Source organism: Pseudocalidococcus azoricus BACA0444, from assembly GCF_031729055.1.
Taxonomy (GTDB): Bacteria; Cyanobacteriota; Cyanobacteriia; order Thermosynechococcales; family Thermosynechococcaceae; genus Pseudocalidococcus; species Pseudocalidococcus azoricus.
Window position 1 is genome coordinate 1 of record NZ_JAVMIP010000014.1, and the last position, 26,511, is coordinate 26,511.

Annotated in this window: 20 protein-coding genes and 1 tRNA gene; 9 read left to right on the top strand and 12 right to left on the bottom strand. The window is 50.9% G+C overall.

From position 1 onward, the window contains the following. The 3 genes from RIF25_RS12140 to RIF25_RS12150 form a co-directional block, all read right to left on the bottom strand. On the bottom strand, positions 1-290 hold a 290-nt coding region (locus tag RIF25_RS12140), incomplete at its 3' end, for a cryptochrome/photolyase family protein (RefSeq protein ID WP_322878805.1). A 65-nt stretch (positions 291-355) separates the two neighbouring features. After that, positions 356-1,225, bottom strand: coding sequence for a Holliday junction resolvase-like protein (locus RIF25_RS12145; RefSeq protein WP_322878806.1), 870 nt, complete (start codon positions 1,223-1,225; stop codon positions 356-358). After that, a complete protein-coding gene (locus tag RIF25_RS12150; RefSeq protein WP_322878807.1) occupies positions 1,213-2,568 on the bottom strand; it encodes an APC family permease in 1,356 nt (451 codons plus the stop codon). The genes RIF25_RS12145 and RIF25_RS12150 overlap by 13 nt, the downstream gene beginning before the upstream one ends. Positions 2,569-2,747: 179 nt before the next feature. Here RIF25_RS12150 and RIF25_RS12155 point away from each other — a divergent pair, with 179 nt between their 5' ends. Then, positions 2,748-3,482: an HpsJ family protein gene (locus RIF25_RS12155; protein WP_322878808.1), complete on the top strand. Its 735-nt coding sequence runs from the start codon at positions 2,748-2,750 to the stop codon at positions 3,480-3,482. A 12-nt stretch (positions 3,483-3,494) separates the two neighbouring features. Here RIF25_RS12155 and RIF25_RS12160 read toward each other — a convergent pair whose 3' ends face one another. After that, positions 3,495-3,821 carry a metal-sensing transcriptional repressor gene (locus tag RIF25_RS12160; protein ID WP_322878809.1) on the bottom strand — a complete coding sequence of 109 codons (327 nt, stop codon included), beginning with the start codon at positions 3,819-3,821 and terminating at the stop codon, positions 3,495-3,497. Positions 3,822-3,849: 28 nt separating this feature from the next. Next, on the bottom strand, positions 3,850-5,772 hold the full coding sequence (locus RIF25_RS12165) for a tetratricopeptide repeat protein (protein ID WP_322878810.1): 1,923 nt from the start codon (positions 5,770-5,772) through the stop codon (positions 3,850-3,852). Positions 5,773-5,958: 186 nt separating this feature from the next. Between RIF25_RS12165 and RIF25_RS12170 the strand changes: the two genes are divergently transcribed. Further along, positions 5,959-6,942 (top strand): pentapeptide repeat-containing protein, encoded by a 984-nt coding sequence (locus tag RIF25_RS12170; protein ID WP_322878811.1) that lies wholly within the window; start codon positions 5,959-5,961, stop codon positions 6,940-6,942. Positions 6,943-6,950: 8 nt separating this feature from the next. Here RIF25_RS12170 and pheT read toward each other — a convergent pair whose 3' ends face one another. Further along, positions 6,951-9,521: a phenylalanine--tRNA ligase subunit beta gene (pheT, locus tag RIF25_RS12175; RefSeq protein ID WP_322878812.1), complete on the bottom strand. Its 2,571-nt coding sequence runs from the start codon at positions 9,519-9,521 to the stop codon at positions 6,951-6,953. Positions 9,522-9,731: 210 nt separating this feature from the next. Between pheT and RIF25_RS12180 the strand changes: the two genes are divergently transcribed. Beyond that, complete coding sequence (locus RIF25_RS12180) at positions 9,732-10,526, top strand: amino acid ABC transporter ATP-binding protein (RefSeq protein WP_322878813.1); 795 nt, start codon at positions 9,732-9,734, stop codon at positions 10,524-10,526. A gap of 33 nt (positions 10,527-10,559) precedes the next feature. Here the strand turns inward: RIF25_RS12180 and RIF25_RS17320 are convergent, their stop codons facing one another. Then, complete coding sequence (locus tag RIF25_RS17320; protein WP_407682405.1) at positions 10,560-10,775, bottom strand: DUF2887 domain-containing protein; 216 nt, start codon at positions 10,773-10,775, stop codon at positions 10,560-10,562. Between the two features lie 325 nt (positions 10,776-11,100). Between RIF25_RS17320 and RIF25_RS12185 the strand changes: the two genes are divergently transcribed. Next, positions 11,101-12,996, top strand: coding sequence for a sodium:proton antiporter (locus RIF25_RS12185; RefSeq protein WP_322878814.1), 1,896 nt, complete (start codon positions 11,101-11,103; stop codon positions 12,994-12,996). Between the two features lie 54 nt (positions 12,997-13,050). After that, positions 13,051-13,132, top strand: a tRNA-Leu gene (locus RIF25_RS12190). Here RIF25_RS12190 and RIF25_RS12195 read toward each other — a convergent pair. The 3 genes from RIF25_RS12195 to RIF25_RS12205 all read right to left on the bottom strand — a co-directional run bounded on the left by RIF25_RS12195 (position 13,114) and on the right by RIF25_RS12205 (position 16,802). Next, positions 13,114-15,078 (bottom strand): endonuclease/exonuclease/phosphatase family protein, encoded by a 1,965-nt coding sequence (locus RIF25_RS12195; protein WP_322878815.1) that lies wholly within the window; start codon positions 15,076-15,078, stop codon positions 13,114-13,116. The genes RIF25_RS12190 and RIF25_RS12195 overlap by 19 nt on opposite strands. Before the next feature lie 78 nt (positions 15,079-15,156). Beyond that, entirely contained in the window at positions 15,157-15,897 is a 741-nt protein-coding gene (locus RIF25_RS12200; protein WP_322878816.1) for a TIGR02281 family clan AA aspartic protease, read from the bottom strand. A gap of 83 nt (positions 15,898-15,980) precedes the next feature. Then, positions 15,981-16,802 carry an undecaprenyl-diphosphate phosphatase gene (locus RIF25_RS12205; RefSeq protein ID WP_322878817.1) on the bottom strand — a complete coding sequence of 274 codons (822 nt, stop codon included), beginning with the start codon at positions 16,800-16,802 and terminating at the stop codon, positions 15,981-15,983. 147 nt (positions 16,803-16,949) lie between these two features. Here RIF25_RS12205 and RIF25_RS12210 point away from each other — a divergent pair, with 147 nt between their 5' ends. Both RIF25_RS12210 and RIF25_RS12215 read left to right on the top strand, forming a co-directional pair. Continuing rightward, the gene (locus tag RIF25_RS12210) at positions 16,950-17,687 is read left to right on the top strand and encodes a DUF3120 domain-containing protein (RefSeq protein ID WP_322878818.1); all 738 of its coding nucleotides are present in this window, start codon (positions 16,950-16,952) and stop codon (positions 17,685-17,687) included. A gap of 557 nt (positions 17,688-18,244) precedes the next feature. After that, the gene (locus RIF25_RS12215) at positions 18,245-19,423 is read left to right on the top strand and encodes a PRC-barrel domain-containing protein (RefSeq protein WP_322878819.1); all 1,179 of its coding nucleotides are present in this window, start codon (positions 18,245-18,247) and stop codon (positions 19,421-19,423) included. A 335-nt stretch (positions 19,424-19,758) separates the two neighbouring features. Here the strand turns inward: RIF25_RS12215 and RIF25_RS12220 are convergent, their stop codons facing one another. Continuing rightward, positions 19,759-21,903 (bottom strand): Rne/Rng family ribonuclease, encoded by a 2,145-nt coding sequence (locus tag RIF25_RS12220; protein WP_407682407.1) that lies wholly within the window; start codon positions 21,901-21,903, stop codon positions 19,759-19,761. A 624-nt stretch (positions 21,904-22,527) separates the two neighbouring features. On the opposite strand from RIF25_RS12220, the gene hpnH reads away from it, so the two are divergent. Together hpnH and RIF25_RS12230 are read left to right on the top strand one after the other, a co-directional pair. Continuing rightward, positions 22,528-23,541 (top strand): adenosyl-hopene transferase HpnH, encoded by a 1,014-nt coding sequence (gene hpnH, locus RIF25_RS12225; RefSeq protein ID WP_322878821.1) that lies wholly within the window; start codon positions 22,528-22,530, stop codon positions 23,539-23,541. Between the two features lie 131 nt (positions 23,542-23,672). Next, positions 23,673-25,274, top strand: coding sequence for a TAXI family TRAP transporter solute-binding subunit (locus RIF25_RS12230; RefSeq protein WP_322878822.1), 1,602 nt, complete (start codon positions 23,673-23,675; stop codon positions 25,272-25,274). Here RIF25_RS12230 and RIF25_RS12235 read toward each other — a convergent pair. Beyond that, on the bottom strand, positions 25,271-26,248 hold the full coding sequence (locus tag RIF25_RS12235) for a DNA adenine methylase (protein WP_322878823.1): 978 nt from the start codon (positions 26,246-26,248) through the stop codon (positions 25,271-25,273). The two genes, RIF25_RS12230 and RIF25_RS12235, sit on opposite strands and share 4 nt — an antisense overlap. Positions 26,249-26,511: the final 263 nt, after the last annotated feature.

Here is a 26,511-nt window from a genome sequence, read left to right on the forward strand (position 1 = left end):
AAACTACTATACTCACTGTTGCTACTGTGCCACCTAGTTGGAGAATCTGCTGTATCTTCATAGACCAAATGCTGATTATCGGAATCCAACTCCCAATAGAGCACTCGCCGTCCCTCTGCCTCTAAGACCTGACGTTGATGCCGCATTGCTGCTAGGTAGAGCATTAATTTATGCTTGTGATAGGGAAAAGCAGTGCAGAACCGAAAGTCCTCTGCCATAAAGATCAGATGTTTGTCACAGGGTAAGTCTTGATGACTGGGAAACAGCATATTACCGAGCAGAATGATCATTGACGCTTCCCCAGTGCCATGGCCAGCTTGTGATCTGTCATTGCCTCCCCCTTAAGTTTTAACAGCTAGTCATCTGAGGATAGTAATTTAAGCTTCCGTAAGCGGGACTGAATCGCACTGGGTTGACGTTGAAATTGAGTTGCCAGTTGTTGAATAGATTGGCCCTGTTGAAAGCGTTGACCCAGTTGAAAATCTTCTTGGGCCTCCCAAGGCTCATAGGCTCGGGGATACCGTTGGCGAATCTTGGCAATCTGTTGGGAGCGTTGAAAGGAGGAACTCCCCGGTTGGCCTGGGTCTAAGCCCCCTTCTAGGGAGTTGTCCAGTGCATCCCCTAACGACTCCGGTAAGGCGGTGGGTAATTCCATCATTTGGGTTTCTGCTGGGGGCTTTTCTGAAATTCGTTGATCTAAGTTCAGTTGATCTAAGTTAATCCGAATGGTTTCAAAGCGAACCCGCCCCGCCCGGACGCTGTTTTCAATGGCCACTTGCCGATCTGATAATTTTGCCTTTCCCGACTTAATGTCCACTAACACAACTTCCAACTCCTCCGCTGCACCCTGTCCATCTTTGAGATTGGTATAACCATTGATCACTAAAAAATCAATCGGATCCCCAATAAAGCGGGCATCGGAGGGTAAATATTTGAAGTTAGGGAGATAAGGGGCAATCTGTTCGGCAATCTGACCTTTGATCACACTGCGGCTGGCATCAAGGCTTTTTTGCTTGGCCTGGTCAATATCCTTTTTGTGGTTCAGCTTTAGCTCGGACAGGGCGGCTTCATGGGTTTGGATTAAGTCCGTTAACTCGGCCTGGTGCGTGTGTTGGAGGCCTAAAAGTTCTTGACGCTGGGCCTGGCGTTGGCTTTTTTGCAGAATTATCCAGGTTAGTCCGGCTCCAAACAGAACCCCAATGGCAAAAACAATCACCCAGGCCATGATCTCTTAGTCTCCCGATGCAGCGAATAACCCACACCCAAGATAATAGCGATGAAAAAAGCAACTGGAGCTAAATTCATCGGATAGGGAGGGAATGGGATCACCGACCCAATCAAAATATAGCCAGTGACGAGAAACCCCAATGCTCCTAAAGCCAGTTCCTGGGGCCGCAATCGCTGAACCTGGTGTAAAAAGACGGGTGCTGCCATACAGGTCAGGCCATAGGCAATTAAAAAACCAAAGGTGCCACAGGTTCCAAACCAAGCAAATAAATCCAACGAAGGCTTGAAAGCCAGAATACTCAGAACCCCAACCATACTCACCGGAATGCAAGTGATCAGGGTTGCCCGGCGGGGTTGGCTGGAGGGTCGCGCAGTCATACTGAAAAACTGAGGCAGTTGTCCTAAGCGTGACATCGCAAAAATTAACCGACTCGCCCCCACCATCGTTGCCAGGGTACAACCAAATAAACTAGCCGTTGCCCCAATCCCAATCAAAAAACCTAACCCATCCCGCCCCATGGCCGTCGCTAAGGTTTCTAAGGGCGCAACACTCTTGGCCAAATCCACATCAAAGCTATGAAAACCCAGCACTAAAACGTAGGCGGAAAACACAAAGAAAATCCCGGCGAAAATGGGCGTGGCAACTAAGGTTTTGGGAATTGTGGTTAGGGGACGTTCCGCTTCTTCTCCCAAGGTGGTGGCCGCCTCAAAACCGGCAAAACTGAGCATGGCAATGATCAATCCTTGGTTAAAGCCATCAGTCGTCACCCCCCTCAGGGTCAGTTGGGACAAATCATCTCGCAAGCCGTCATGGAACAAGATCAAAACACAAAATACCAGCACCAACAGGACAGAAAGGGCTTCTAAAATCAACATGATCCGGGTTGAAAGCCGAATTTCCCGCAAGACAAAGACACTGGCAAGGCTGCTCACACCCATCGCTAAAAGGCCTGGATGAATCCCTAACTGTAACCTCTGGCATAAACTATCCAAGTAGGTCACACAGGCCGTGATTAAACCCATAGCCGTTGTTACATAGGCCAAAAGTAGTGCCCAGGCTGTAATCAGTTGTCCCCGTTTACCCAGCCCCAGCCCAACATAATCCCCCAGTGCTCCGGCCGAGGCGGTGGTGCGACTAAAAACATTCAAGTTATGGGCAATAATCAGGGCTGCAACCGTTGCCACAACATAGGTGAGCCAAGTCCCGCTACCAGCCGCCAACACAATAATGCCCACATTAACCGTTGGTGTTATCGTTGGAGCCATACCTGCCAGAGATTGGGCCAAAATTCCCGTAAAGCCCAGGGAACGTTTCAGGTGGGTTGTCGTTCCAGAAGTCATTGCAGGTCAAGCCAATAAACGGTATTAGCCATGAATACTTTAGTGAATCATTAGTGAGATGCTTAGAGAATAACCCGATTTCATCCCCATCCGTCTGGGTTGGTTAACCTTCTTAATTGTCCAACTCAGTCCCAAATCCGGTAAGGTTGATCCAGCATCTTTGAAGGTGATTGCGCTCCATGACTGTGCCGAAAACTCCTCCTGCTCAACGTCCTGTTCCCTTGGCCGCCCAGTTTCTCAAGCTAGTGGGGATTTTACTTATCCTCAGCTTTTTTGGGGATTGGATTGTGCTGTTAATTGCGCCCCAGTTTCAAAATGTGCAATGGCAAATTAATCTCTTGACCCAATTTGTAGATCGGGGTGTTACGCCTTTAATTGCTTTTGTCCTGATTTATGTTGGGTTTTGGATTCAAGGAGTTGCCGGGGCCAAGCCGGAGACGGAAGCGGGCGCGCCGGCCTGGAAAGATTGGCGATTTTGGGTCTTTGTGGTGTCCAGCTTGCTGGGTCTCCTCTTTTTGTTAACTATCCCGCTGCTAGTAGCCACCACCGGCCAATTGACCGACCAGGCCCTGACCCAACTCAAGCAACAGGCGGCCCAAAGCGAAATTAATATTGATCGAGAAGAAAAACAACTGAAAGCCCTTGCCAGCAGTGGCCAGATTCCCGAAATCCTCAAAAATGATCAACTCCCGGCCGAACAACGGGCCCTCCTTCAACAACTCCAACAGGATCCCCAGGCCATAGAGAAGCAATATGGGCAAGTCCGAGAGCAAATCCGCAGCAAGCAAAAAGAAGCTAGCGACCAAATTCAAACGGAGGCCTTGGTGAACCGAATTCGCTATGGCCTGCGAGCGTTTCTTTTGGCTATTGGCTTTATTACCATCGGCTGGAGTGGGTTACGGGAATCTCGCTAGTCCCTCAGGTCTTTAGCCCAGAAATCGATCCAAGGCCGCTTTGAGTTCAGCAATCTCAGTTTCAATCCGTCCCTGTTCTGCGGCCCGTGCCACACATTGAGTCAGATGTTCATCCAAAATAAGCCGGGCTACACGGTCTAACGCCCCTCGAACGGCAGCAATTTGAATCAGGACATCGGGGCAGGGTCGCTCCTCAATCACCATATTCTTAATCCCGCGAATGTGACCCTCTAGTCGCGCCAACCGATTCAAAATCGCCTTGCGAGATTCTGGGGAATGAACGTGATCCGCAGCTTCAGGGGCAGGGAGATCAGCATGGGAATGGGAGGGGGCAGTCACAGGATGGGTTCCGATTATTGAGGTGTGATTAATTGACAGGGTTGCTGGGGCTAGGGCTGGAAGGTGGTGTATCTGGAGCAGGGGGCTGGGTGTTGACTGGGGCGGAATCCACTGGATCTGGGCTGGGGGGGGGATCAGGGGACAATGGTGCTTCAGGGCTGGGACTAGCGGGGGTTGGGGGAGAACTGGGCAAATCACTGGCTGGGGAGGGTGTGAGCGATGGGGTTGTCTCCGGGGCTGGTTCAGGGCTGGAGGCTGGGCTAATTTCAGTTGTCTCCGGGGCTGGTTCAGGGCTAGGGGCAGACCAGAGGGGACGGCGGGCGGCGGCTTCAGCATCTTCAATACGTCTTCTTTCCCGATACCAATCACTAATCCGGGCTTGGGCTTGTTGATAGAGGGGGCTATGGGCGGGAATTTCTGCGGCTCGATTAATGGCCTCTTTGAGTTTATCGTGGCTGGCTAGGGCCTCGGCCTGAGCAAGAATCGGTTGATCCTGCTTAGTTTGGAGGGTGGCTTGCCATTGCTTCACTTCAGCTTGGGCCGTGCTGTAGAGAGGATTTGTGGGTGAGATCCGTTGGGCAATTAGCTGGGCAGCGGGATACTTTTCGGCTTGGGCTAGTTGCTGGGCCGCATTTAGTAAGGGTTGAGCTTGACTGGCCTGGATTTGACGTTGCCATTGGGCAATTAGGGTTTGGGCTTCAATCCGGCGGGGTTGACCCATGTGAACACTCTGGGCCTGGAGCACAGCCAATTCATAGCCCCAGGTTTGCTCCAAGCCGGCCAGCGAGCGAGCGAGTTGCAGTTGTCCCAAGTTTTGAGCCTGTCGTTCCCAGGCCTGTTGTTGACGGGTGACATAGGCGGCTAAACCCGAATCCCCTGCCAGTTTTTCAAGACGCATGATCCCTTCCCAGTACCCCCAAAAGGTATCTTGATGAGCGGCTGCCTCGGCCTGGCCCAATTGGAGGAGGGGCGGATCTCCTTGGGTCGCTCGGAGCACTGGGGCAATTTCCCGCACCAAGTCAATGGCGGCTTCAAGGTTGCCCGCATTTTGCCACTCTTGGGCATAGTCCATGACCAGCTCGACCCAGGGCTGAATTTCTTGAGGCACTCGCTGCCCGGCAATGGTTTCGGGGTTGATTTTCTTGGCCATTAAGATGGCTGCAACCAATTCGTTGACCGTTTGCCACCCCGCCAGGCCCCGCGCTTGTTCCAGTTGTCCCCAGGCCTCCCGCTCCCGATTAATACGGACAATCAAGTCACTGGCCACGGAACTCCAATGATCACTCCCGAGTAAACTTAATCGCCTGGCAATATCTAAGGCCGCGGCCCAATCGGCTCCATTGATGGCACTACTGGCCTGGGCCGCGAGGCTAGAACCTTCATCAGTAGTCCAATAGGTGAGTAGGGATTGGGCCTGGGGATAGTAATGAGAAACTTTGGGGACTTTTTGGATAATCGTCTTGGCATAATCAATATTCCCCTGGGCAAATTGCTGCCGGGCAATCACAATTGTCGCCTGAGACCATTGATTGCTGAGTTCCAAGGCCTGGGTATAAAGGGGATGATCCTGCGGCCATTGGCTGACTAAATCTAGGGCTGCCATCAGGGCGTTAATGTTGCCTCGGCGCGCCGCCATATCGGCACAGTACAGTTGCTCGGCATCGGTTGTACCCAGAGAAACATTCCGACATTCCGGCAGGGGGGGGAGGTTAAAGATCCAAATAGCGGCCCCCAAGGCAGTGGCCCCAGAAATAAAAAATGGCCAAAACCAAGGCGAGTTGAAAACGGGTGCAAAGGGCCAACGGGTGGAGGACGAAGCCTGCGATTTAGTGGTAGCTGGAGATAATTCAATTGCACCCTGTTCAATCATTAGGGATGGGTCTGTGGATGGATGCCGTTTGCGCGGACTCCGTTGGCCTCGCCACCAAGGTCGGGATGCTTTGGGTTTCATGGCAAGTGTTCGGTCTCCTCACAGCCAGGCCGGGGCAGTTTATCTTAAATCTTAAGCATAACTTAAGCGGAATCAGGTAGAGGATGTGACGTTTTCTAGGTTTAGGGATAGGAAATAGTCTAACCTTGACTCATGGGGATATGAAATCGTAAAGCATTCTGAAATGCGCTAAGGAGATGGGCGGGGGTGAAGGCAGAGGAACTACTTCAACGCTATGGAGCCGGAGAGAGAAATTTTGCCGGGCAACGCCTTCGTCGCGTCAATCTCAATCACAGTTGTTTAGACGAGATTAACCTCAGTCGGGCTGACTTAACAGATGCCGGATTAAGTGGGGCTAAACTCCAGCGCGCCGATCTCCGGGGGGCCGTTCTCTCAGCCATTAATTTGAATCATGCCGACCTGATTGGGGCCGACCTGCGCGGGGCAATGCTCATGGGGGCAGATCTGCGGAAAGTGAACCTGCGGAAGGCCAATCTGACCGGAGCGGATTTAACCCGAGCAAACTTGACCGGCGCAATTTTATCGGAAGCGAACTTAACAGCCGCAGATATGAGCCAGGCCATCCTGCGGGGAGCAGACCTAACCCTAACCGATTTAACCCTAGCGGAACTAGAACAGGTGAACTTAAGCCAGGCCAACCTGACCAATGCTTATCTGCGGGGGGCGGATATGGCCGATGCAATTTTGCTCGAAGCAACCCTGATCCAGGCCAATTTACGGGGAGCCAACCTGCGAAATTGTAATTTTCAAGGAGCAAACTTACAAAAAACCAATCTTCGGGGGGCCAATTTACGCCAGGCCCGCCTAGAAGGGGCCAATTTACGAGAAGCGACCCTAACCGAAGCCAATCTCCGCTATGCCTGTTTAGACGAAGCTTACCTAATTGGCGCGGATTTACGGGGAGCCAGCTTAGCCCGGGCCATGTTAAGGGGGGCGCAACTCAACGAGGCAATCCTGACGGGGGCTAATTTGATGGGAGCCAATCTTTCTGAAGCCCAACTGCGGGGGGCCAATCTCATCGAAGCAATTCTGACCGGGGCCAACTTGACGGGAGTAGATTTAACCGGGGTGGATCTGAGTGAAACCGTGATGCCGGACGGAGCCCTGATGGATTCTACGAGCGAGCAAGGCTCTACAGAGTCCCCTGTGGGATCAACCTCCTTTCCCTAGTTTGAGATTTAACTGCGCAGGGTAACCGCAAATTTATCTTGGAGCGCGTCCCGAATGGCCTGGTGGATTGGCGTAACATCTGCTTCCGTTAAGGTGCGGTCACTGGCTCGGTAAATGAGGCGAAAGGCTAAACTCCGCTGCCCTGAGGGGACGCCTTCCCCGACATATTGATCAAACAGTTCTACGGATTCGAGGAGCGTCTCTTGTTTACCAAAGGTGGCCGCTTTAACCATGATCCGTTCCAACTCCGAAACAGAGACTTCTATCGGGGCATAGAGGGCCAAATCCCGGTCGGTGGCGGGGTAAGTAGAGTAGGGACGAAACAGTTGCCGGGCCTGGTGTTGCATCAGGTGATCCAATAAAACTTCCATGTCCAGTTCAAAGACATAGACCGCTGCTGGGAAATCCCGCTCTTGCCGCAGTTGGGGATGGAGTTGCCCAAAGGTACCGAGGCGTTCCCCTTGGAGCCAAAGTGAGGCGGTTCGTCCAGGGTGCAGACGGTCATCACGGCGATCCGGTTGATATTCCACCCCCAGGCCAAGGCGATCAAAAATACTGGTTAAAATCCCTTTAGCTTCATACCAAGACAGGGGTTGACTCACTTTCGCGCCCCTGACCCATGTCCCCCGGAGTGGATCGCCGCTAATGATCCCGCCGAGATGATCAGTTTCCCATAGGCCCTCCTCATCCTGGGTAAACACCCGCCCAATTTCAAAGCCATTTAGGGGAGGATTGCCCTGTTCCAAGTTGAACTGTAAAGCATTGAGGAGATTAGTAATAATGTCAGTGCGCAAGGCTGAAAACTCTGCCACGAGGGGATTAACCACTGTGATTTTACCTGTGGTCTCACTACCCGGTCGAATCCAAGAATAATGCACCAGTTCCGTTAACCCTGCCCCCCGACAGGCAGACCGAATCGCCCGAGTTAAGGATTGCTCTAGGGGTAAGTAGCCTAATTCCGACTTGCTCGGCAGCGTATCAATAAAGCGGTCATAGCCATAGAGACGGGCCACTTCTTCAATTAGGTCTATTTCCCGTTCAATGTCCCGGAAACGGTAGGGAGGCACAGTCACCTTCCAGGCCGGGCTACTGTCTTCATCGTCACTGGCAGCAAGCGGCTCCAGGCCAAACCCCAGGGATTTTAAGGTGCTCTCAACCACTGCGGCAGGCAGATCTTCAATGTCTTCCTCGGGCGCATCCACCGGCCCTAAAACTTGTTGAAGGCGGCTGAGGCGTAATTCCAGGGTGCGAGTCAGGGGGGGGCGTTGATCAAAAATGACTTGGGATTGAACCTGTCCCCCCGTCAGGGTTTGAATTAAGTCCAATGCATGGTCACAGGCCTGGAACAGTTCGGCCGGATTAACACCCCGTTCATAGCGTGTGGAAGCCTCGGTGCGCAGGCCTTGAGCGCGGGCCGATTTGCGAATTGCTACCGGACTAAACAATGCCGCCTCGAGGACTAAGTTGACAGTCCCAGCCTGGACTTCCGTTTCTGCCCCCCCCATCACCCCCGCCACGGCCACGGGAACATCTGCGGCTGTAATGACTAGGTTGTGAGGGGTTAAAGTCCGCTCTTGACCATCTAGGGTGGTGATGGTTTCTCCAGCCTGGGAGAGTCGGACACCAATGGTTAGGTCAGGGCCATCCGCCAAGGGTGAGTCTGGGGAAATAGGGGCTGGTTGCGATGTTTTGGCGCGGCGGCCTGGGGATGGAGCGGTCTTGGCTAGGGCTTGCAGGCGATCAGCATCAAAGGCATGGAGGGGTTGGCCCCAAGTCAGGAGGATGTAGTTGGTAATATCCACAACGTTATTGATCGGGCGCATCCCAGCCGCAACTAACCGCTCTTGAAACCAGGCCGGGGAGGGGCCAATTTTCACACCCCCAATGACAGTACCCACATAGGCAGGACAGGCCTGGGCATCTGGAATATCTAAAGTGAGCTTAAGGGGATAGGCCAGTTTGGGCGAGCTTTGGGGAATTTTAATTTCCCCCACATCGGGCAACCGCATCGGTAACTGGGTTAAAGCAGCCACTTCTCGGGCAATACCAATCATGCTCAGGGCATCGGCGCGGTTGGCGGTGGAAGTGACATCTAAAATCACATCATCCAGGCCCAGCAATGGCCGCACATCCTGACCAACTTGAATCCTATGTTCACCCTGCTCAAAGCTGTGGATGCCCGCCGACTCTTTGGTCAATCCCAGTTCAGCCAAGGAGCAAATCATCCCCGAAGACAGCACCCCGCGCAGTTTAGTCGGGCGAATTTTCAGATCAATTTGCGGTAAATAAGTTCCTGGAGGCGCAACTGGAGCTAACATCCCCGCTGCCGCGTTGGGCGCGCCACAAACAATGGTATAGGGATTATCCTCGCCAATATCCACCTGACAGACCCGGAGTTTATCGGCGTTGGGATGGGGTTCGCAGGTGAGAATTTTACCCACGACTACCCCCTCAGCCCAGGTCGTGCGATCTTCAATGTCCTCGACTTCAAATCCGGCCAGGGTCAAACGACTGGCTAAATCCGTGGGGGAATCGGTAAAGGGGACAAATTCTCGCAACCACTTTAATGAGATACGCATTCGACTTCCTAAAAAACCTGAGCTATTGCAGCAATGTTTGGATCTTAAACAAAATTTGCCCATCTCACGGTATTAGTCCCACCTAGGGAACTGGAAAAATCGCTACCCTTGTTACAAGGCCTGGGGTAGATTCGGGCTATATTGAGCGCATTTCCAGTCAAATCAAGTTAAATTTCCCTTAGATTGTTGTCGTGTCTGCCAGGTATAACGATGGTTGCTTCCCCCACCTCTACCAATGGTCAATCCCCCAAACCTGATGCTGAAGTCATTATCCAGGCCAGCAAAATTAACAAATACTACGGAGAGCGGCACGTCCTCAAGGATGTAGATTTACAGGTTCGCAAAGGGGAAGTAGTGGCTTTAATTGGCCCGAGTGGTTCTGGGAAAAGTACCTTGATTCGCTGTCTCAATGGCCTGGAGAAACATAGCAGCGGTGAAATTTATGTCCTCGGCCGGGTGATGCACCCCAACACCAGCCATAAGGAACTCAGTCTGATTCGCCGGGATTTGGGGATGGTATTTCAGAGCTTTAACCTGTTTCCCCACATGACTGTCTTGCAGAACGTGATTGAAGCCCCAATGCTGGTTCGCAAGATGCCGAAGAAAAACGCGATTGAAATGGCTGAGGTTTTACTCGCCAAGGTGGGCCTGGCAGAGAAAAAAGAAGCCTATCCTGGCCAACTTTCGGGAGGCCAAAAACAACGAGTCGCCATTGCCCGCGCCTTGGCCATGCAACCCCAGGCCCTGTTGTTTGATGAACCCACCTCTGCTTTAGATCCGGAACTGGTAGGGGAAGTTCTCAAGGTGATGAAGGACTTAGCCGATGAAAGCATGACGATGGTGGTTGTAACCCACGAAATGCAGTTTGCGCGGGATGTGTCGTGCCGAGTGGCCTTTTTAGCTGATGGGCATATTGTTGAAGAAGGGGAACCCCACCAACTGTTTAGCAATCCCCAACAACCCCGCACCAAAATGTTCCTAGAGCGAGTTTTGGGAAAGTCTTAAGACGAACTCGGTCATTATCCCCTTGTATGTAAGCTATAGATGTAGTCTTTGGGAGCATACACCTCTTGACCAAAGAAATGGGATACAAGCCCCGTCCTGCTTTACACGCAAGCTACAGGGCGGGGAGAATGTCAACGCAACAGACTTAAACCGATAGGCCGCCGCATTAGGGGGAGGTGTCTCTATCAGTTGAAATAATAGAGATGGAAATTGCTGAAACAGTTGATAAAAAATCGAGTCACACCGCACAGATTCAGGATACTTGCAACCACGCCCCCAAATCGGCCACCTCTTGAAACTCCAACAATGCCACCGCTAATTCTTCCACCTTAATATTTATGTCTAGCAACCTTGAGCAATCACCCTTTCCAAAAATGTAACTGGGGTTATGCCCAGTATTAGTCCGGCCCCCACCCCTAGCCAGTAGCCCCATTCCATGCCTTAATTCCCCTGATCTCGTGCTTTTGGGAGAGTTGCAAAAACTATTTCTCGTAGAAAATTTGGAGGAGACAGAAGCAAATTTACTCCCTAAAATGGGGCCAACAGGTCAAAACCGAGTTTCGGAGGGGACTGAATGGATCACAACCTACAAATCATGGTGCTGGTGGTCTTGGCGGTGGTAGCTGGGATCGGGGCCCAAGTCCTGGCCAGTGTTCTGCGGTTACCCAGTATTGTGCTGTTGCTGACAGTGGGGATTGGCTTTGGTCCGAGTGGCTTAGGCTGGCTCCATCCGCAACTTCTCGGTGATGGACTGGAAGTCTTAGTTCCCCTCTGTGTGGCCTTGATTTTATTTGAAGGGGGGTTAACTCTCGAACTCCAACGCAGCGAAGCGGAAGTGACCCGGAGTATTCGCAACCTCGTTACCATTGGAGCCGTGATTACCCTAGTCGGAGCCACCTTGGCTGCTCATTGGAGTGGGGAATTTCCCTGGCCCATTGCCGTACTCTATGGCTCTTTAGTGGTGGTGACAGGGCCAACGGTGGTGGGGCCATTATTGCGACAGGTTGGGGCCGAACGGAAACTGGGGGCCATCTTGGAGGGGGAGGGGATTTTAATTGATCCCTTGGGGGCAATTTTAGCCGTAGTCGTCCTCAATTTGGTGCTGAATCATGATCTTGATCCTTGGAGTGGGTTGATCAGCTTAGGGACGCGTTTAGGGGTGGGGACACTGATTGGCTGGATAGCGGGTTGGGGACTCAGTTGGTTTTTGCGCCAGGCCCAGTTCTTGTCCGATGAATTACGCAATCTTCTGGTCTTGGCCTCGGTTTGGGGAACGTTCACCCTTTCTCAAGTCCTAGTGAGTGAATCGGGTCTGATGACGGCGGTGATGTTGGGGATTACCCTGCGCTGGGCGGAGATTCCAGGGGAGCGAGTTTTACGACGGTTTAAGGGGCAACTGAGCACCCTGGCGATTTCTGTCTTGTTTGTCCTGTTGGCCGCAGATTTATCCGTTTCCAGTATGGTGGCTTTGGGCTGGGGGGGATTGGTCACGGTTTTATGCTTAATGTTTATTGTTCGCCCCCTGAGTGTGTTTGTATCCACCTGGAATAGTGGTCTGAGATGGCAGCAAAAAGCCTTCCTGGCCTGGATTGCCCCGCGGGGAATTGTTGCCGCCTCGGTCGCCTCCTTATTTTCGATTAGTTTGACCAATGGCGGGATTAACGGGGGAGATGCAATCAAGGCTCTTGTCTTTTTGACGATTCTCTTAACGGTCTTTGGGCAGGGCTTAACGGCTAAGCTTTGGGCAAACTTTCTCCAGGTGCGGGCCCACGGCAATAGCGGCGTGATTATTGTTGGCTGCAATCCCTTGGGGCGATTATTGGGACAACTCCTCCATCAATGGGGCGAGCCAGTCGTCATGATTGACAGTAACCCGACCTATTGTCACCAGGCCCAGGCCGAGGGGTTAACGGTGTTTGTCAGTAGTGCCTTAAATTCAGAGGTTCTCCGGCAAGCGGGTATCGAAAATTTGGGGACGTTTTTAGCCATCACGAGTAATCCCGAAGTGAATCGTGTCTTGAGCCAACGTATCCGCGAAGAGTTTGATCCCCCAAGGGTTTTGGCGGCATTTTCCAGGGTCAATCAGTCCAGTAACGACATCACCGAGCTATCCCAAGGGATTGAAGCGGCCCTGAGTCAAAGCCTGAATGTGAAAGATTGGAATGAATATATTACCGCCGACTCCATCCGCCTGGGGGAAGTGACATTGACCGCCGAACGTCTGGAGATGCAATTGGCCCACCTCCTGGCCCTGGTCAAGTCGGAAAAACTCTTACCCCTGCTGTGGATTCGCCAAGAAACGGTGCGGGTTGTCCAAGGGGATGTGGAATTTCAAGCTGGGGATCAAATTGTCTATCTCCTCCACACCCCTAAACCTGATTTTCTGCTGCCCAGCCCAGTCACCCGTCCCTTAGAAATCAAAACCGTCTTGGCCAATGCCCATCTCTCGTTTGTAGAGCCAAAAACCTAGCTTGCTCCAGCCCACGGCAAATTCAGGTGAATGGGTTAAAATGGGAAGACATCAGCGGACGTGGCGGAATTGGTAGACGCGCTAGATTTAGGTTCTAGTACTGCAAGGTGTGTGGGTTCAAGTCCCTCCGTCCGCATTTATGACTAAACGACAAACAACCGGGTCATGATCGCTAATCTGGGGGCTAAATTCAGCGTTGAGATGGACAATATCCACAGCCGCTGAGGTTGGATTCGTTTGCACCACATTTTGACTGACCCAGATGTGATCTAACTGTTGGGAATTACCTTCGTAGATGTAACTGTATTGCTCCACCTCTGGTAAACGGATTTGGGTCAGATTGGCGAGGTTAGCCGGGGCCTGGCTGAGTTGTTGTAAAGGCAGAGAGAAGGCAAAATCATTCATGTCCCCAAGGAGAATAATTCTGGCCTGGGGTTGCTGTTGTTGAAGTTCGCCGATGAATTGTTGCAAAATTTGGGTTTGGGCCATCCGCGTCCCCTGACTACCCAAGGTTGGTGGCTGATTCAGTCCCATCAGTGGTGCATCACCCCGCTTGGATTTGAGATGGACATTGATGGCATAAATGGTTTGATCCTGCCAGCGGAATTGGGCAATGAGGGGTTTGCGCCCCGCCCGCCAGGCCAGATCTTGGGGCTGAATCCGCCCAGGGTTGTGACTCAGACCAGTGGCCTTAATTTGGACGGGGGTTTGACTCTGGCCGGGGCCTTGGGGATTATTCACCAGGTTAAGGCGTTGGGGATTGTAGAGAAAGGCGACCCGAATATTCCCGCCGGGTTGGCCACCATCCGCATTGTTAATCGGCGAAATATCTAAATACTCATAGTCGGGGCCGCCCTCATGTTTGATGCCATTGATCAGCAGTTGGGCGGTTTGGGCTGCACTGACAATCCCGTTATCAAGGCTGCCACTATCATCTTGAATTTCTTGGAGGGCAATCAGGTCGGGATTTTGTAAGTTCTGGTGGATGGCCTGGGCAACACGGATAATTCGCTCGGGTTCTTGGACACTCAGGTTTTCAACATTAAAGGTAGCGACTGTTAAATGGGTCTGATCACCTTTGAGGGATGTGGTTTCAGGCATTAGTTTTTTGGAACTGGTTGGTTTGAGAGATTGCTCTGGATCAAGGAGAACTTCGTAATTGCCCCAGTTATAGGTGAGGATTCCGGTTAAGTTAGCAAGGCGATCTCCAACTTGGAGGGCTTGATGTTGTTGGGCTTCGGGTAGCAGTTTTGGGTTAATCCGCAGCCGTTCCGGGTTAAAGTCACCATCCAAATAGGGACTCTGACTCAAGGCTCGAATGGTAATGCCGCCCCGTGAGTTCATCCCTGTGGCCTGCTGCCCCCGTTGACTGACGACAAAAAACTGGTGGCGGGAATTTTGGGGGCCGACCACTTGCGGTTCGGGAATCGTCACCCGCATTCCTTCTAAAGATTCGTAAAAGTCTAACCCCCGGGCCTGGGGCTCGAGGGAAGCTGGGGTATTTTTTAGGTTTGTGGCTGGGCGGTAAATAATCTCTGTGGGGGGGCGGCTCAGGACAATTGGGGCGGGTAAGGGCTGGTTCTCCCTCAGGACTTGGATTTCACCCTGGCTACTGATTTGGGTTAAGGGCAGATCCCCAGGGGCTTGTTCTGGCTGGAATTCCCTTACCCGACCTCGGACTGCGACTCGGTTCCCAGGCCTGACTGTGGGGGCAACATTCGTAAAGACAAAGAGTCCCTCGGAAGTCCGGGGGGTAGAATCAGATTGCTCCGATTGGAGATAAAACCCCCGCTGATCCAGGCCAGTGACAATACCAGTTGTGGTAACGATTTGGCCAACTTGGCTCGAAAAATGCTCCTCTCCTTGAATTTGATGAATCGGAGTGATTTCTCCAGATAGGGCAATAACCGGACTGGAGAGGCTATTTGCGCCTAACCAATGCCCGCAGCCCATCACCAGGCCAGCCACCAAAATCCCTAAACTGCCATAAAGCCACTTTTTGCTGAGTGTGGGTTGATAGGTCTGCCAGACACGAGCCAAAAAGTGATGAAAAATCTCTCCGCGGCGTTGTAACTTCCCCATGATTTACCCAGGCCTAGTGCAGATTCCCTTACTATCCTTACCGTGAAAGGGATTTTGCCCGAGTTAAGCAGAACACCTTTAGGGATGTAAATGAAATTCAATTTGATCCCGGCGCAAACTGACATCAAACCGCTGGAGGAAATCTTGCCCTAGGAGGCCCACGCTCATTTCCGGCCCCGCCACGGCCACCGGAATTTGCTGCGTCACCAAGCCCCCCACATCCATACTGCCAATAAAGACAATAGGCATCCGCACTTGACCGTTCGCTGTATTAAAAATGGCGTACTCGACAATATTGGCGGGGGTAATTCCGAGGGCGGTGGCCATCGGGCGCGTAATCACAGTCATGCTGGCCCCAGAATCCACCATCATTTCAAAGTCACGGCGGCGGTTAAATGTGACATTAATCACCGGAATCCCATTTTGGCGGCGCTGAATTTGCACCACACCCAACAGGCCTGGGTTAGGGGGGCTAGGCGTTCTAGCGTTTGGGCGAGCAGGGGGGGGACTGGGCGGGCGAAATTGACCCATCTGAACCAGTTCTTGGCGATATTGGCGCAGGGCTGATGCTTGATTTGGATTGGCCTGGATCATTAGATCCACAACCCGAACAGCCTGGGCCCAGTCTTGATTACCAATGGCCTGGTAAAGCTGATCTTGGAGGGAGCGTTGCCCCGGTTGGGCTAAACCTGCCAGAGGCGTGACCATCACCAGGCCAGTCAGGCAGGCGGTCAAGAGTCGGGCCTGGGAAAAACCAAAGGAAAAGCGCATGATCAGGGATGGGGCAGGAAAACGAGCTTGAACCAGGGGCAACCCCACAACCTTTTCATCATATCCTCAACGGCATATTGCCCGATACAAGAGGAAATGAGCGGGCGGCTGGACATCTTTAATCCTCCCCATTACCCCCGTAACCACCCCAGGCCCACGGACAGCAAGAGGGCAATGCCCAGCCCAAACCGATACCAAACAAAGACCCAGGCCGATTTCTTCCGTAAGTATTGCAAAAGCCAAGCAATGGACAGGTAGGAAAAAATAAAGGAAGAGATAATACCAATCAGCAGCGGCATGGCCATCGTCGTTTCTTGGAGGACATCCCTGGCCTGGACAAGCGTGGCAACGGTGAGAGTCGGAATCCCCAAAAGAAAGGAAAAGCGGGCCGCTGTATCCCGTTTAAGTCCTAAGAACAGGGCCGTAGTCAGGGTTGAGCCGGAGCGAGAAGCCCCTGGTAAGAGCGCAATGGTTTGTCCCAGGCCAACGAGAACACCGTCAGACACCTCCAGTTGAGCAAAATCCCGTTGACGTTTTCCCACCTGTTCAGCCAGGCCCAGTAAGGCCGCCATCACTAAAGCCATTACAGCGATTAAAACCGGAGACTCTAAATCTATCCCTAATTTTTTGAGGAGAAAGCCAATCCCTAAGGCGGGAATTGTCCCAATCACAATCCCAATCAAAATTTTCCACTCCTCTTGCTGCCAATTTTTTGCTTGCCAGGCCTGCCACGCACCGGCCAAGACTTGCCGAATATCCCCCCAGAAATACCAGAACACAGCCACGACACTGCCAAATTGAATTGCGTCCAAAGCGGGCTTATTCCAAATCGTTTTCCAGCCGAAAATATCCGTAAAAATGATCAGGTGGGCGGTACTACTAATGGGCAGAAACTCGGTAATACCCTGGACCAGACCTAAAATGATCGCTTGGAGCCAGCTAAATTCAAACATAATTTGCAAAAACTCAAATTAAAGTATTAAGTTTAGATACCCCTGGGGGGGATGATCTGTTGGGAAATTTAACTCTGTGATAACTTAGGGTAAGTATATACAAAAGTTAATATTCTCTTATCATTACCCCCTGCATTTACCCCCTCAGTGTTGAATACCTTGTCTGCTTTAATTCCCGCCTCTTCTCTCGCTCCCCCCCTGCGCCCAGGCCTGGATGGGGCACTTCTAAATCATCCCCGCTTCCTCATGGCTGTGGCGGGTTTCCTGGTCTCAATTCCAGTTTTTGTCCAGGCCCCCCTTGTGCGGCTTTATCCTTGGGTCAGCTTGGGTTTGACTCCGCTATTGTGGGGATTGGCAGCCTGGTTGATCCGTTCCAAACGGGGGCCGGCCTGGGGAGATTTACTCTTCGGGTTTAGCTGTTGCTGGTTGGCAGGCTCCGTCTATTGGGGCTGGTTGCGGTGGGAACCCCTCTGGCATTTACCCATTGAAGCGTTTGCTGTTCCCCTGGTGGCCTGGCTCTTGTGGCGGCGGCAGTTAAAAATTGGGGGATTATTTTACCTGGGTTCACTATTGGGAACGGCGATTACAGATTTATATTTCTATCTGATTGATGTGATCCCCCACTGGCGATCCGTGATGCGGGTGGAAGCCGCCCCAGATCTGGTCATGGGAATTTTTCAGGATGCGGTCATTCAGGTTCAGACTTTTAACGGTCAGTTCTGGGCCATGCTCTTGGTTTTAATCCTCGTGGGTCTAACCCTGGCACCCTTTTTTGCCGTCAATCTCCGGCGGTCACAATCCCTGGCCTGGTGGGGATTTATTGGGGCAGTGGGAAGCACCCTACTGGTTGATGGAGTATTTTGGGTTTTTGTAGTTGTGCAGTAATCGTAATTCCCTATATCTCTATCGCAATCCTTATGGAATTTGGACCGTGGGGTATTGATTTTGCTAGAGTCACAGCCTTGAATCGTTCTTGACTCAGGTAAAATTGCTATATTTCTTGAACAGGCTCTTTGATACACTCATCTTTTATCTTCTTGGAAACTCTTGAATCCTGTCTTCAAAATGAATTAACTCATACATTTTAATCCCCACCTAATACCTAATTTCAAGCACCTCTATGTCACGCTTACTTAGATAGCCACTTGATCGAGTAATCGGTCAAACTTGAAAACATTGAAGAGAAAAGTATGCCAAGACTCGTAGGTAAACAGTCAAATGGTAATTGGTTTGCAGGAGTAACTCTTATTTTGACAATTGCAGCCTTGGGATACCTAGAATATGCTGGAGCAATCAATCTTATTACTGGCATCGGTCTAGATAATAAGCTCAATGATCAGCCCCAACAGCAGCTAAATCCCTAAAGATTCAATCAACCTTCATCCGCATTCTAATCAATCTGCATGATTCGATCACGACCTTAATTGATAGGAGTACTAGAAATGTATAAGGGTAGAGATTTTATTGGTAAGCCCTTGGTTTGTTACGAATCGGGTGAAAAGTTTGATAAGATTGAAGACTTAATTTTTGATCAGAACAGTAATCAACTCTTGGGATTTCTTGTTAATGAATCTAAGTGGTTTTCATCGACCCAAATTTTATTGCTAAAGGATGTGCAGGTCATTGGCCCCGATGCCGTGATTACACCTTCTAAAAGTACCGTTGTAGCTGCGAAAGAAATTCCCGCAATTCATTATGTAATGGAACGGAATAATATTCTCAACGGGACTCGAATTCTTACTGTTGATGGCCATGATTTAGGCATTATTGTTGACCTTTATTTTGACGAGAAAACAGGACAGGTAGAGGGCTATGAGGTTTCTGGAGGATTATTTGCCGATACCTATTCTGGACGCTCATTTGTGCCTGCGTTGCAAACCTTGAAAATTGGTCGAGATGTTGCTTTTGTCCCGACTCAGACGGCTCAATTGATGGAAGAGCAAGTTGGTGGCATTAGAGGGGCCATGCAGACTGTTACAGATAAGGTACAAGAAACTGCTCAAGGCACTGGTGATAAAGTTCAGGAGTTAACCGAACAGGTTGTCCATGCGGTGGCTGGTTTTACAGTTGAACAGGCCCAAGGACGACGAAGTCAACAGTTTGTCCGGGCCAAAGAAGGTTCAATTATTACGGCTCCAGGCCAAATTGTCACCGAACTGATCATTAAGCAAGCTAAAGTTACGGGCAAAGAAAAAGAATTACTCGAAGCGGTTGGTTTGACGACTCAAGGTGCAATGCAAAATCAGGCTGGTCAATTTATGACTGAAGCTGGAGCTCGCCTTAAGTCCACTGGTGAAAACACAGGTGAGACTCTGCAATCGGGGGCGAAAGGTCTCTGGAGTCAAATCAAAGATTCGGCTAAAGAGATACAGGAGATGGGAACTGAAGCAATTGAAAAAAAACGGATTCAAGGTGCTCTTGGTCGGGCCGTAAACCGAGTGATTCTTGATCAACAGGATGATGTGATTCTGAACGTGGGTGAGTTGATTACCCATCAAGCCATTGCAAGTGCTCGCCAAGCCCAAGTTCTAGAGCTATTACTTAGCTCAGTTTACACGGATAAACCTAACCTTACCCTTGAAGATATGCGAGCTCCTCATGCTGGTAGAGATGCCCTCTAATCTTATTAGAGCCTATTTCATTAAGTTTATTGTCGAATAATTTCCTTGCTCATTAGCTCATGCCTAACCCTAAATAGGTAATGTTCTATAGCGTTACGCAAACTGTTCTGAGAGAGTGGAAATCTTAAAGGAACTGCGCCCAGAAAGGATTTTCTGACTTATCCCTATCTAGCCATAAATGAGTAACACTATAACGGGTATTGGCCAAAGAGTAAGGCGCATCAACCCATAGACTAATACCTTTATTAAGCAAAACGAGGGACACCTAAACAAGACGATGTCCCTTTGCTACCATGCTGACCATCTGTCAACGTTAAAACTTGAGGCTCTCGGAACTAGCGAATCTCAGTTCCGAAAGAAAGCTGTTCATCCCCCCCAGTAGTCCGCCGCCGCCGCCGCCTGACTCCTACGGCCAAACTTTCCGGTGTTTCAGATTCAAGGGATGTTTCAATAATTAGGGCTGATTCAGTCTCCAGGGCCTGGGGTAGCATCACGTCTAAAACCGCTGGGTTTATAACGGCTGGCTCCAGCACTGACAGGCTCTCCAGAGGAGAATTAACCGCATCATCAAATTCCTGAGAGGCCACTTCTGGTTCAGGGGCATAACCACTGGCTGGCTCCTCCCCCCGTTGGCTGGGAATAGCGGCTCGACTGATGGCTGGGGGGGGAACCGGGGCCTGGCCTGGGGCGGCAACAGAGACGACTGTGTTACGAGGGGATTTAACTTCTCCGGTGTAGAGCACGAGGGGTGAAATTCCCATCAAGGCGTAAACATCTTGCTCAACCGTTGTCATCGTCACATTAATATGTTCAGGCGGCTCAATGGTGCGGGGGCGGGGTGTGGGTTTCCGACTCGGACGGCTACCGGTTTCGCTGCGGGGAGTCTCTGGCAGGACAATCCGGGAGGTTGTTGTGGGGCCGGCCTCAGTCCGGGCTGTTTTAGCCACTGTGGCGGTTACATTGAGGGGCGGAGTAGAGTCTGGGCGGCTGCGACGGGGCAAACTCCGAGATGGGGTTGGGGCCTGGCCTGGGGGGGCACTAATGCCATTGCCGACCCGAGGGCGTGTTGACCGCCGCCGCGAGCTGGAAACTTCTTGATAGCCAGGGTGGTTTGTTAATTGCAGTTCAATCCCATTCCCGCTAGCCACTTCTGGACGGTTTGGTACATCTAAGGGACGGGCGCGAGTCTCGATAATCCGCGGTGGAATTACCCGCTCGACAATTTCCCCCGGGCTGTCATCGGGATGGCCGGGTAAATGGACTAAATGGCCCAGGCCTCCACAGCTACGACAAGGACGACCAAACAACTCATAAATATTTTGCCCTTGGCGTTTGCGGGTTAACTCCACTAGGCCCAGTTCTGACAGTTGGGCAATTTGGGGACGCGCTTTATCAGCCCGCAGTGCCTTACTAAAATGCTCCAAAAGCTGCAACTGATCCCGGCGGGTATCCATATCAATAAAGTCAACAATAATCACCCCGGCCAAGTTCCGCAGCTTAAGTTGGCGGGCAATTTCTGTCGCGGCCTCACAGTTTGTCCACAACACCGTTTCCCGAGCCGTGGCTGAACGAGTAAAGGAGCCAGAGTTGACATCAATGACCGTCAAGGCCTCCGTTGGCTCAATAATCACATATCCCCCGGAAGGCAAGTCCACTCGTGGTTTTAAGGCTTCGCGAATGGCCGCATTGACTCGGAAATAGTCCAAAATCGGAATCGCTTCTTGGTGGTAGTCAATCAATACCCCCACGGGTAACTTACTTTCGTTCCAGGCCATCAGGTTTTGCTTGACCCGTTTCACACTCTCCGGCACATCCACCACAATCCGGTTGACATCAGAGCTATAGACATCCCGTAACACCCGCTGGACAAAGTCATCATCCCGTCCCAATAAGGCTGGGGCCCTGGTGGATTGGGCCTGTTGCTGAATCGTTTCCCATTGCCGTTGGAGAGCTTCAAGATCCTCAAGAATCGCCTCCTCGGCCACGCCTTCTGCTTCTGTGCGAACTAGTAAGCCCATCCCCGCCGGTTTAACCAAAATAGCTAAAGCCCGTAAGCGATGCCGTTCTGCTTCACTAAGAATCCGCCGTGACAAGTTAACCCCGCGTCCAAAGGGCATCAGGACTAGGTATCGGCCTGGTAAGGAAATGTTTCCTGTCAGCCTGGGTCCCTTATTCCCTGTGGGTTCCTTCATCACCTGGACAAGGACTTTTTGCTGGGGAGTTAGCAATTCTGTAATCGCCCCCGCCGACCGCCGTAACCGTAAGGGGCCAAGATCTGTAACATGAATAAATCCGTTTTGGGTCGCATCTCCGAGGTTGATAAAGGCGGCATCAATCCCTGGCAAGACGTTTTCGACAATCCCCAGGTAAACATCACTAATTTGATAACTGCCTGAGGCAACAATGAGTTCTTGAATTTGATCTTCTGAAATCACAGCGGCCAAGCGATGCTGTTCCGCAATAATAATTTGTTTCGACATTAAGATTTTCCTGCACGATGGGGAAAAAGCCAGGGATGACTGGTCAAGCGAGACTGTTAAGGCGACACAACTGGCGGCGAGGTTCTGAGTCTGGATCAATGGGGTGATGATCGTTGCCGTCAACCAGGCCAAGTCCGTGGCTTGGAACATGATCTACCTAATAATGCTTTGGGGGAATTGCGAATCAGCAAAAGCTAAGAAAGTCCAGGCCTAAAAGCCAGCCCAACAGCGATGTCCAGATAAATCTGTTAAGGAAGCTGTAGCAAGTGTCAGTGGTGACAAGTCAAGAGGTTACAGTTCCAAATTTTTATGGCTTTACCTAGGAGTCTCTAGCCCAGGCCCGGAGTCTAAACAAAACTTTACTCCGTCACCATAATCTCCAAAAACCAGAACGGGTGGCATAATCCAGTTATCCCGATTGAATCGAATTATAGCGATCTGGGGCGAACTTGGCTAGGGGGTGGGACTAAAAAATTAACTAGAGTAGTGTGCCAGTTCGCAAACCTGTTGGGACAGTTGGCCGGCTATTCAGATTAAGCGTCAGGATACTATATTTAAGCAATGTGAACATTTGCAAATTTTGCCAACTAGTTCTGACCTGAGAGGGTGGAGGAGCACGGATCCATGGGTGTCACGATTAAGCAAGCCGTAGAAATTGCCACATATATTATTTCCAAACGATTCCAGGGCCAAAAGCGTTTTCCCCTCACCTTAATGCTCGAACCCTTGTTTCGCTGCAATTTGGCCTGCACGGGTTGTGGCAAAATCCAACATCCCAACGAAATTCTCCGCAAACAACTCACCCCCGAAGAGTGTTTCCATGCGGCCGAAGAATGTGGTGCACCAGTGGTGGCCATTCCGGGGGGTGAACCTTTACTCCATCCTCAAATTAATGAAATTGTCGCTGGCCTGGTGGCGCGGCGGAAGTTTGTCTATCTCTGTAGTAATGGGATTCTGCTGGAAAAAAATCTGCATCGGTTTCAACCCTCCCCCTATTTGACCTTTAGTATTCACCTGGATGGCCTGCGAGAGTGGCATGACAAATGTGTGGATCGGGAGGGGGTTTTTGATACGGCGATCCAAGCCATTAAAGCCGCCAAAGCCAAGGGCTTCCGGGTCACCACCAACACGACCATTTTTGAAGGGGCCAATGTGGCCGAGATGCAAAAGTTCTTTGATTTTGTCTCGACTTTGGGTGTGGATGGGATGATGATCTCTCCGGGGTATGCCTATGAGTGGGCCCCAGATCAGGAGCATTTTCTTAAGCGGGAACAGACCAAACAACTTTTCCGGGAAATTTTGGCTCCGTTGTACTCCGGGCAGAAAAAATGGAATTTTAACCATAATCCCCTGTTTTTAGATTTCTTGATTGGGGAGAAGGATTATGAATGTACCCCTTGGGGGATGCCAAGTTACAGTGTCCTGGGCTGGCAAAAACCCTGTTACCTGCTGAATGAGGGGCATTACCAAACCTATAAGGAGCTTCTAGACGAAACGAATTGGGACAACTACGGGCGAGCCAGTGGCAATCCCAAATGTCGCGATTGCATGGTGCATTGCGGCTATGAACCCACGGCGGCTTTGGATGCCTTTAATCCAGCTAATATGGCCCGGGCAGCGGGGAGCCTCTTGGGTTAACCTAGTTTCCTCTCGAAGATTACCCAAACGCTGGCTGATTCTTCTACACTAATGAGTACGCAAATGTCTTTCCCTAGAGTCACTCTGGCTGCTGGGGATTTTTACTTTTTTGGCATAAGTTTTTAGTAGGAGTGCGGGAATTTAAACGGGTGGTAGGGCAGGACTGGCATTGGGGAGGACTTGGGCTAGCCGGGAGCTGTTTGGGCCTGGGATTGGCCTGGGGCCTGGTGGGCTGTGGGGCTGGGAACTCAACAGTGCGCCTCTCCAGTGGTCGTCCCGATAGTTTTTACCATCAGTTAGGAGAGAAAATTACCCAGGTCAGCCAGGCCGAGGTGGGCTTGAATATGGAAGGTCTACCGTCTTCCGGTTCAACGCAAAATCTAGCCCGACTCCAGGCCCATCAGGTGGATTTTGCCCTGACTCAGTTGGATGTGGCGGTGGCGGCGATGGAGAAGCGGCAAATTAAGGCGGTTGCAGTTCTCTCCCAAGAACCAATTCATGTGATTACGACCACCACATCTGGGGTGCGGAAATTAGCAGATTTACAAAATCGGCAAGTCGGGATTGGCCCGCCTGGGGGTGGCCCGAGTTATACCGCCAAGGTGATCTTTGCCAACCAAAATATCCAAGTTCAAGCGGATGAGAGTCCCCTCGATCAGGCCTTGGCTAAATTAACTAAAAATCAACTGGCAGCCGTAGTCTATGTGGGCAGTGTGGGGGGAAATTTAACCCTGCGGCAATGGTTCAAAACCCAGGCCCACCTGAAGCTGATCTCAATGCCCCCCAGTTTAATTAACTACCTCTCGATTCGGGAGCCAGATGCCTATTTTCCCACGCGGATTTTGCAGGGTTCCTATTCCGCTAATCCCCCAATTCCTCCTGAGGATATTGCCACCTTCAGCACCTCAACAGTCTTGGCTACTCGCGCAGATGTCAGTGATCAGGTCGTGGGGTGGGTGACTTGGGCAATTTTGGACTCGGCGCGGGAGTTTGCCCTGTTTTATCCCGAATTACAAACTGGGGATGCAACCCGTTTATTGCAGCAGGGCCTGTTCTATGTCCATCCCGCGGCTAGTGATGTTTATAAATCCGGTGATCCCCGCAGTGCCTGGGTGCGCTATTGGGAAAATAATAATGATCTCCAGGCCGGGGTGATGATCCTGGTGTTGTCCAGTGTGGTGGGGATTGTCTTGCAGTATTGGCGATATCAGCGTTCCCAAAAGGTGATGGCAATTACGACCAAGCGGATTACGGAATTGAAACAACTCTTACCGGATTATCCTGACCAGGCCTTGCAAGGAATTGAAGAATTAAACCAAGAACAGCGATTGATGTTTATTGATGGCAAAATTAATGCCGAAGCCTACGACCAGGCCCAGCATCGCACCCAACGGTTTTCGGAACAGTGCCAAGTTTTAATTCAAGAGAAACGGAATCAGGCGATTTTGAAGACATTACTGTTAGTGGATGACTGGCAAGCCACCCTACAAACCATGCCGGAAGAGGCCTTAACGAAGCTCAAGGAGTTGCGTCTGAGTTATCGGCAAATGTTGATTGAGAATCAAGTGAATATTCAGGATTACATTGAATTGATGGAACTGACCCTGATGTCCTTAACCACCTTTGCGCCCACCTATGTGAGTGAATATCCCCTCATGGGGCCGCTCACTCATTTGGAGGGTGATTCCCGCCCGAGTCAAACACCGTCAGAAGTGATGAATGAGGATCGTTAGCCAATTTGCTCCGGTAATGTTTCAACAAGATAGTTAAGGATCAACAGTTCGCTGACCGGGCCGCGTTTGCTGGAGTTACTATTAATGGCCCGCTTGGCCTGGAGGCGATAAATCTGAAAGGAGTCATAGAGGGTTTCAAAGAAGTGATCCGCTGGATCTTCATTGTGGGGATCGGAGTTACTCAGGAGCAGTTTGGCCCCGCGCTGATCTAACTCTCGCGCAAAGGTTGCTAAGCGGGTTTGTTCGTGATCCGTAAAGTTAGCTTGGGCATAGGCTTTGAAGCTGGCAGTTTTGCTAATCGGGCGATAGGGGGGATCAAAATAAACAAAGGTTTGAGGGTTGACAAAGGGGCGAATGAGTTCAAAGTCACCTCGCAAGATTTTGACAGACGATAGGAGTTGGGCAACCCGTTGGAGATTGTCTGCTTGACAAATTCGCGGTCGGACATAACGCCCAAAGGGAACATTAAACTCACCTTTTTGATTGACTCGAAATAGGCCATTGAAACAGGTGCGATTCAAAAAAATTAACTGGGCGGTGTGCTGAATTTCCGGGTCGGCTACACAGGCATAGTTAATCTCTGTTTGGCTTTGGTTAAAGGCTTGGCGAATTGCATAAAACATGGTTTCCCGCTCGGACTCCGGAGCCTGGAGATATTGGCTTTCTAGGAAGGCTAAGGCTGAAATTAATTCGCTAACTTGGGTTTGAATGACCCGATAGGCTAAGACAATTTCTGGGTTGACATCGGCAATAATCAGATTTTTGACCGGGTAGTGTTGGGCAATTTCTAAAAATAGGGCTCCACCACCGATAAAGGGTTCAATATAGGTTTCAATTTCACCGTTAATGAGGGCTTGGGGGAGATAGGGGATAATTTGCCCCATGAGTTGGGATTTACCACCGGCCCACTTGAGAAATGGCCTGGCCTGGGGTTGTAGAACTTTACTTGCTCGTAGATGCAGAGGACGCGGCAATTGACTGCCCTAGAAAGCATTTTCATCATCCTATCTCAGCTCTCTGGAGATTCAAACCATCGTTACTGGCCTGGGACTGAGTGAAAGAATCTAGCTTAAAGCACATTGGTGTCGATGTCTCAGCGGTAGTCTTAAAGAGGGAGTGATGAATTATCGGGTGGTATCCTTTAAGCATGAACTCATTTTCCTAAGCAAGATTCATTCCGGGATAAATTAGGGGGGTATGTCTTTTTAAGGTCTCAACGGAAATCTTGATATATCAA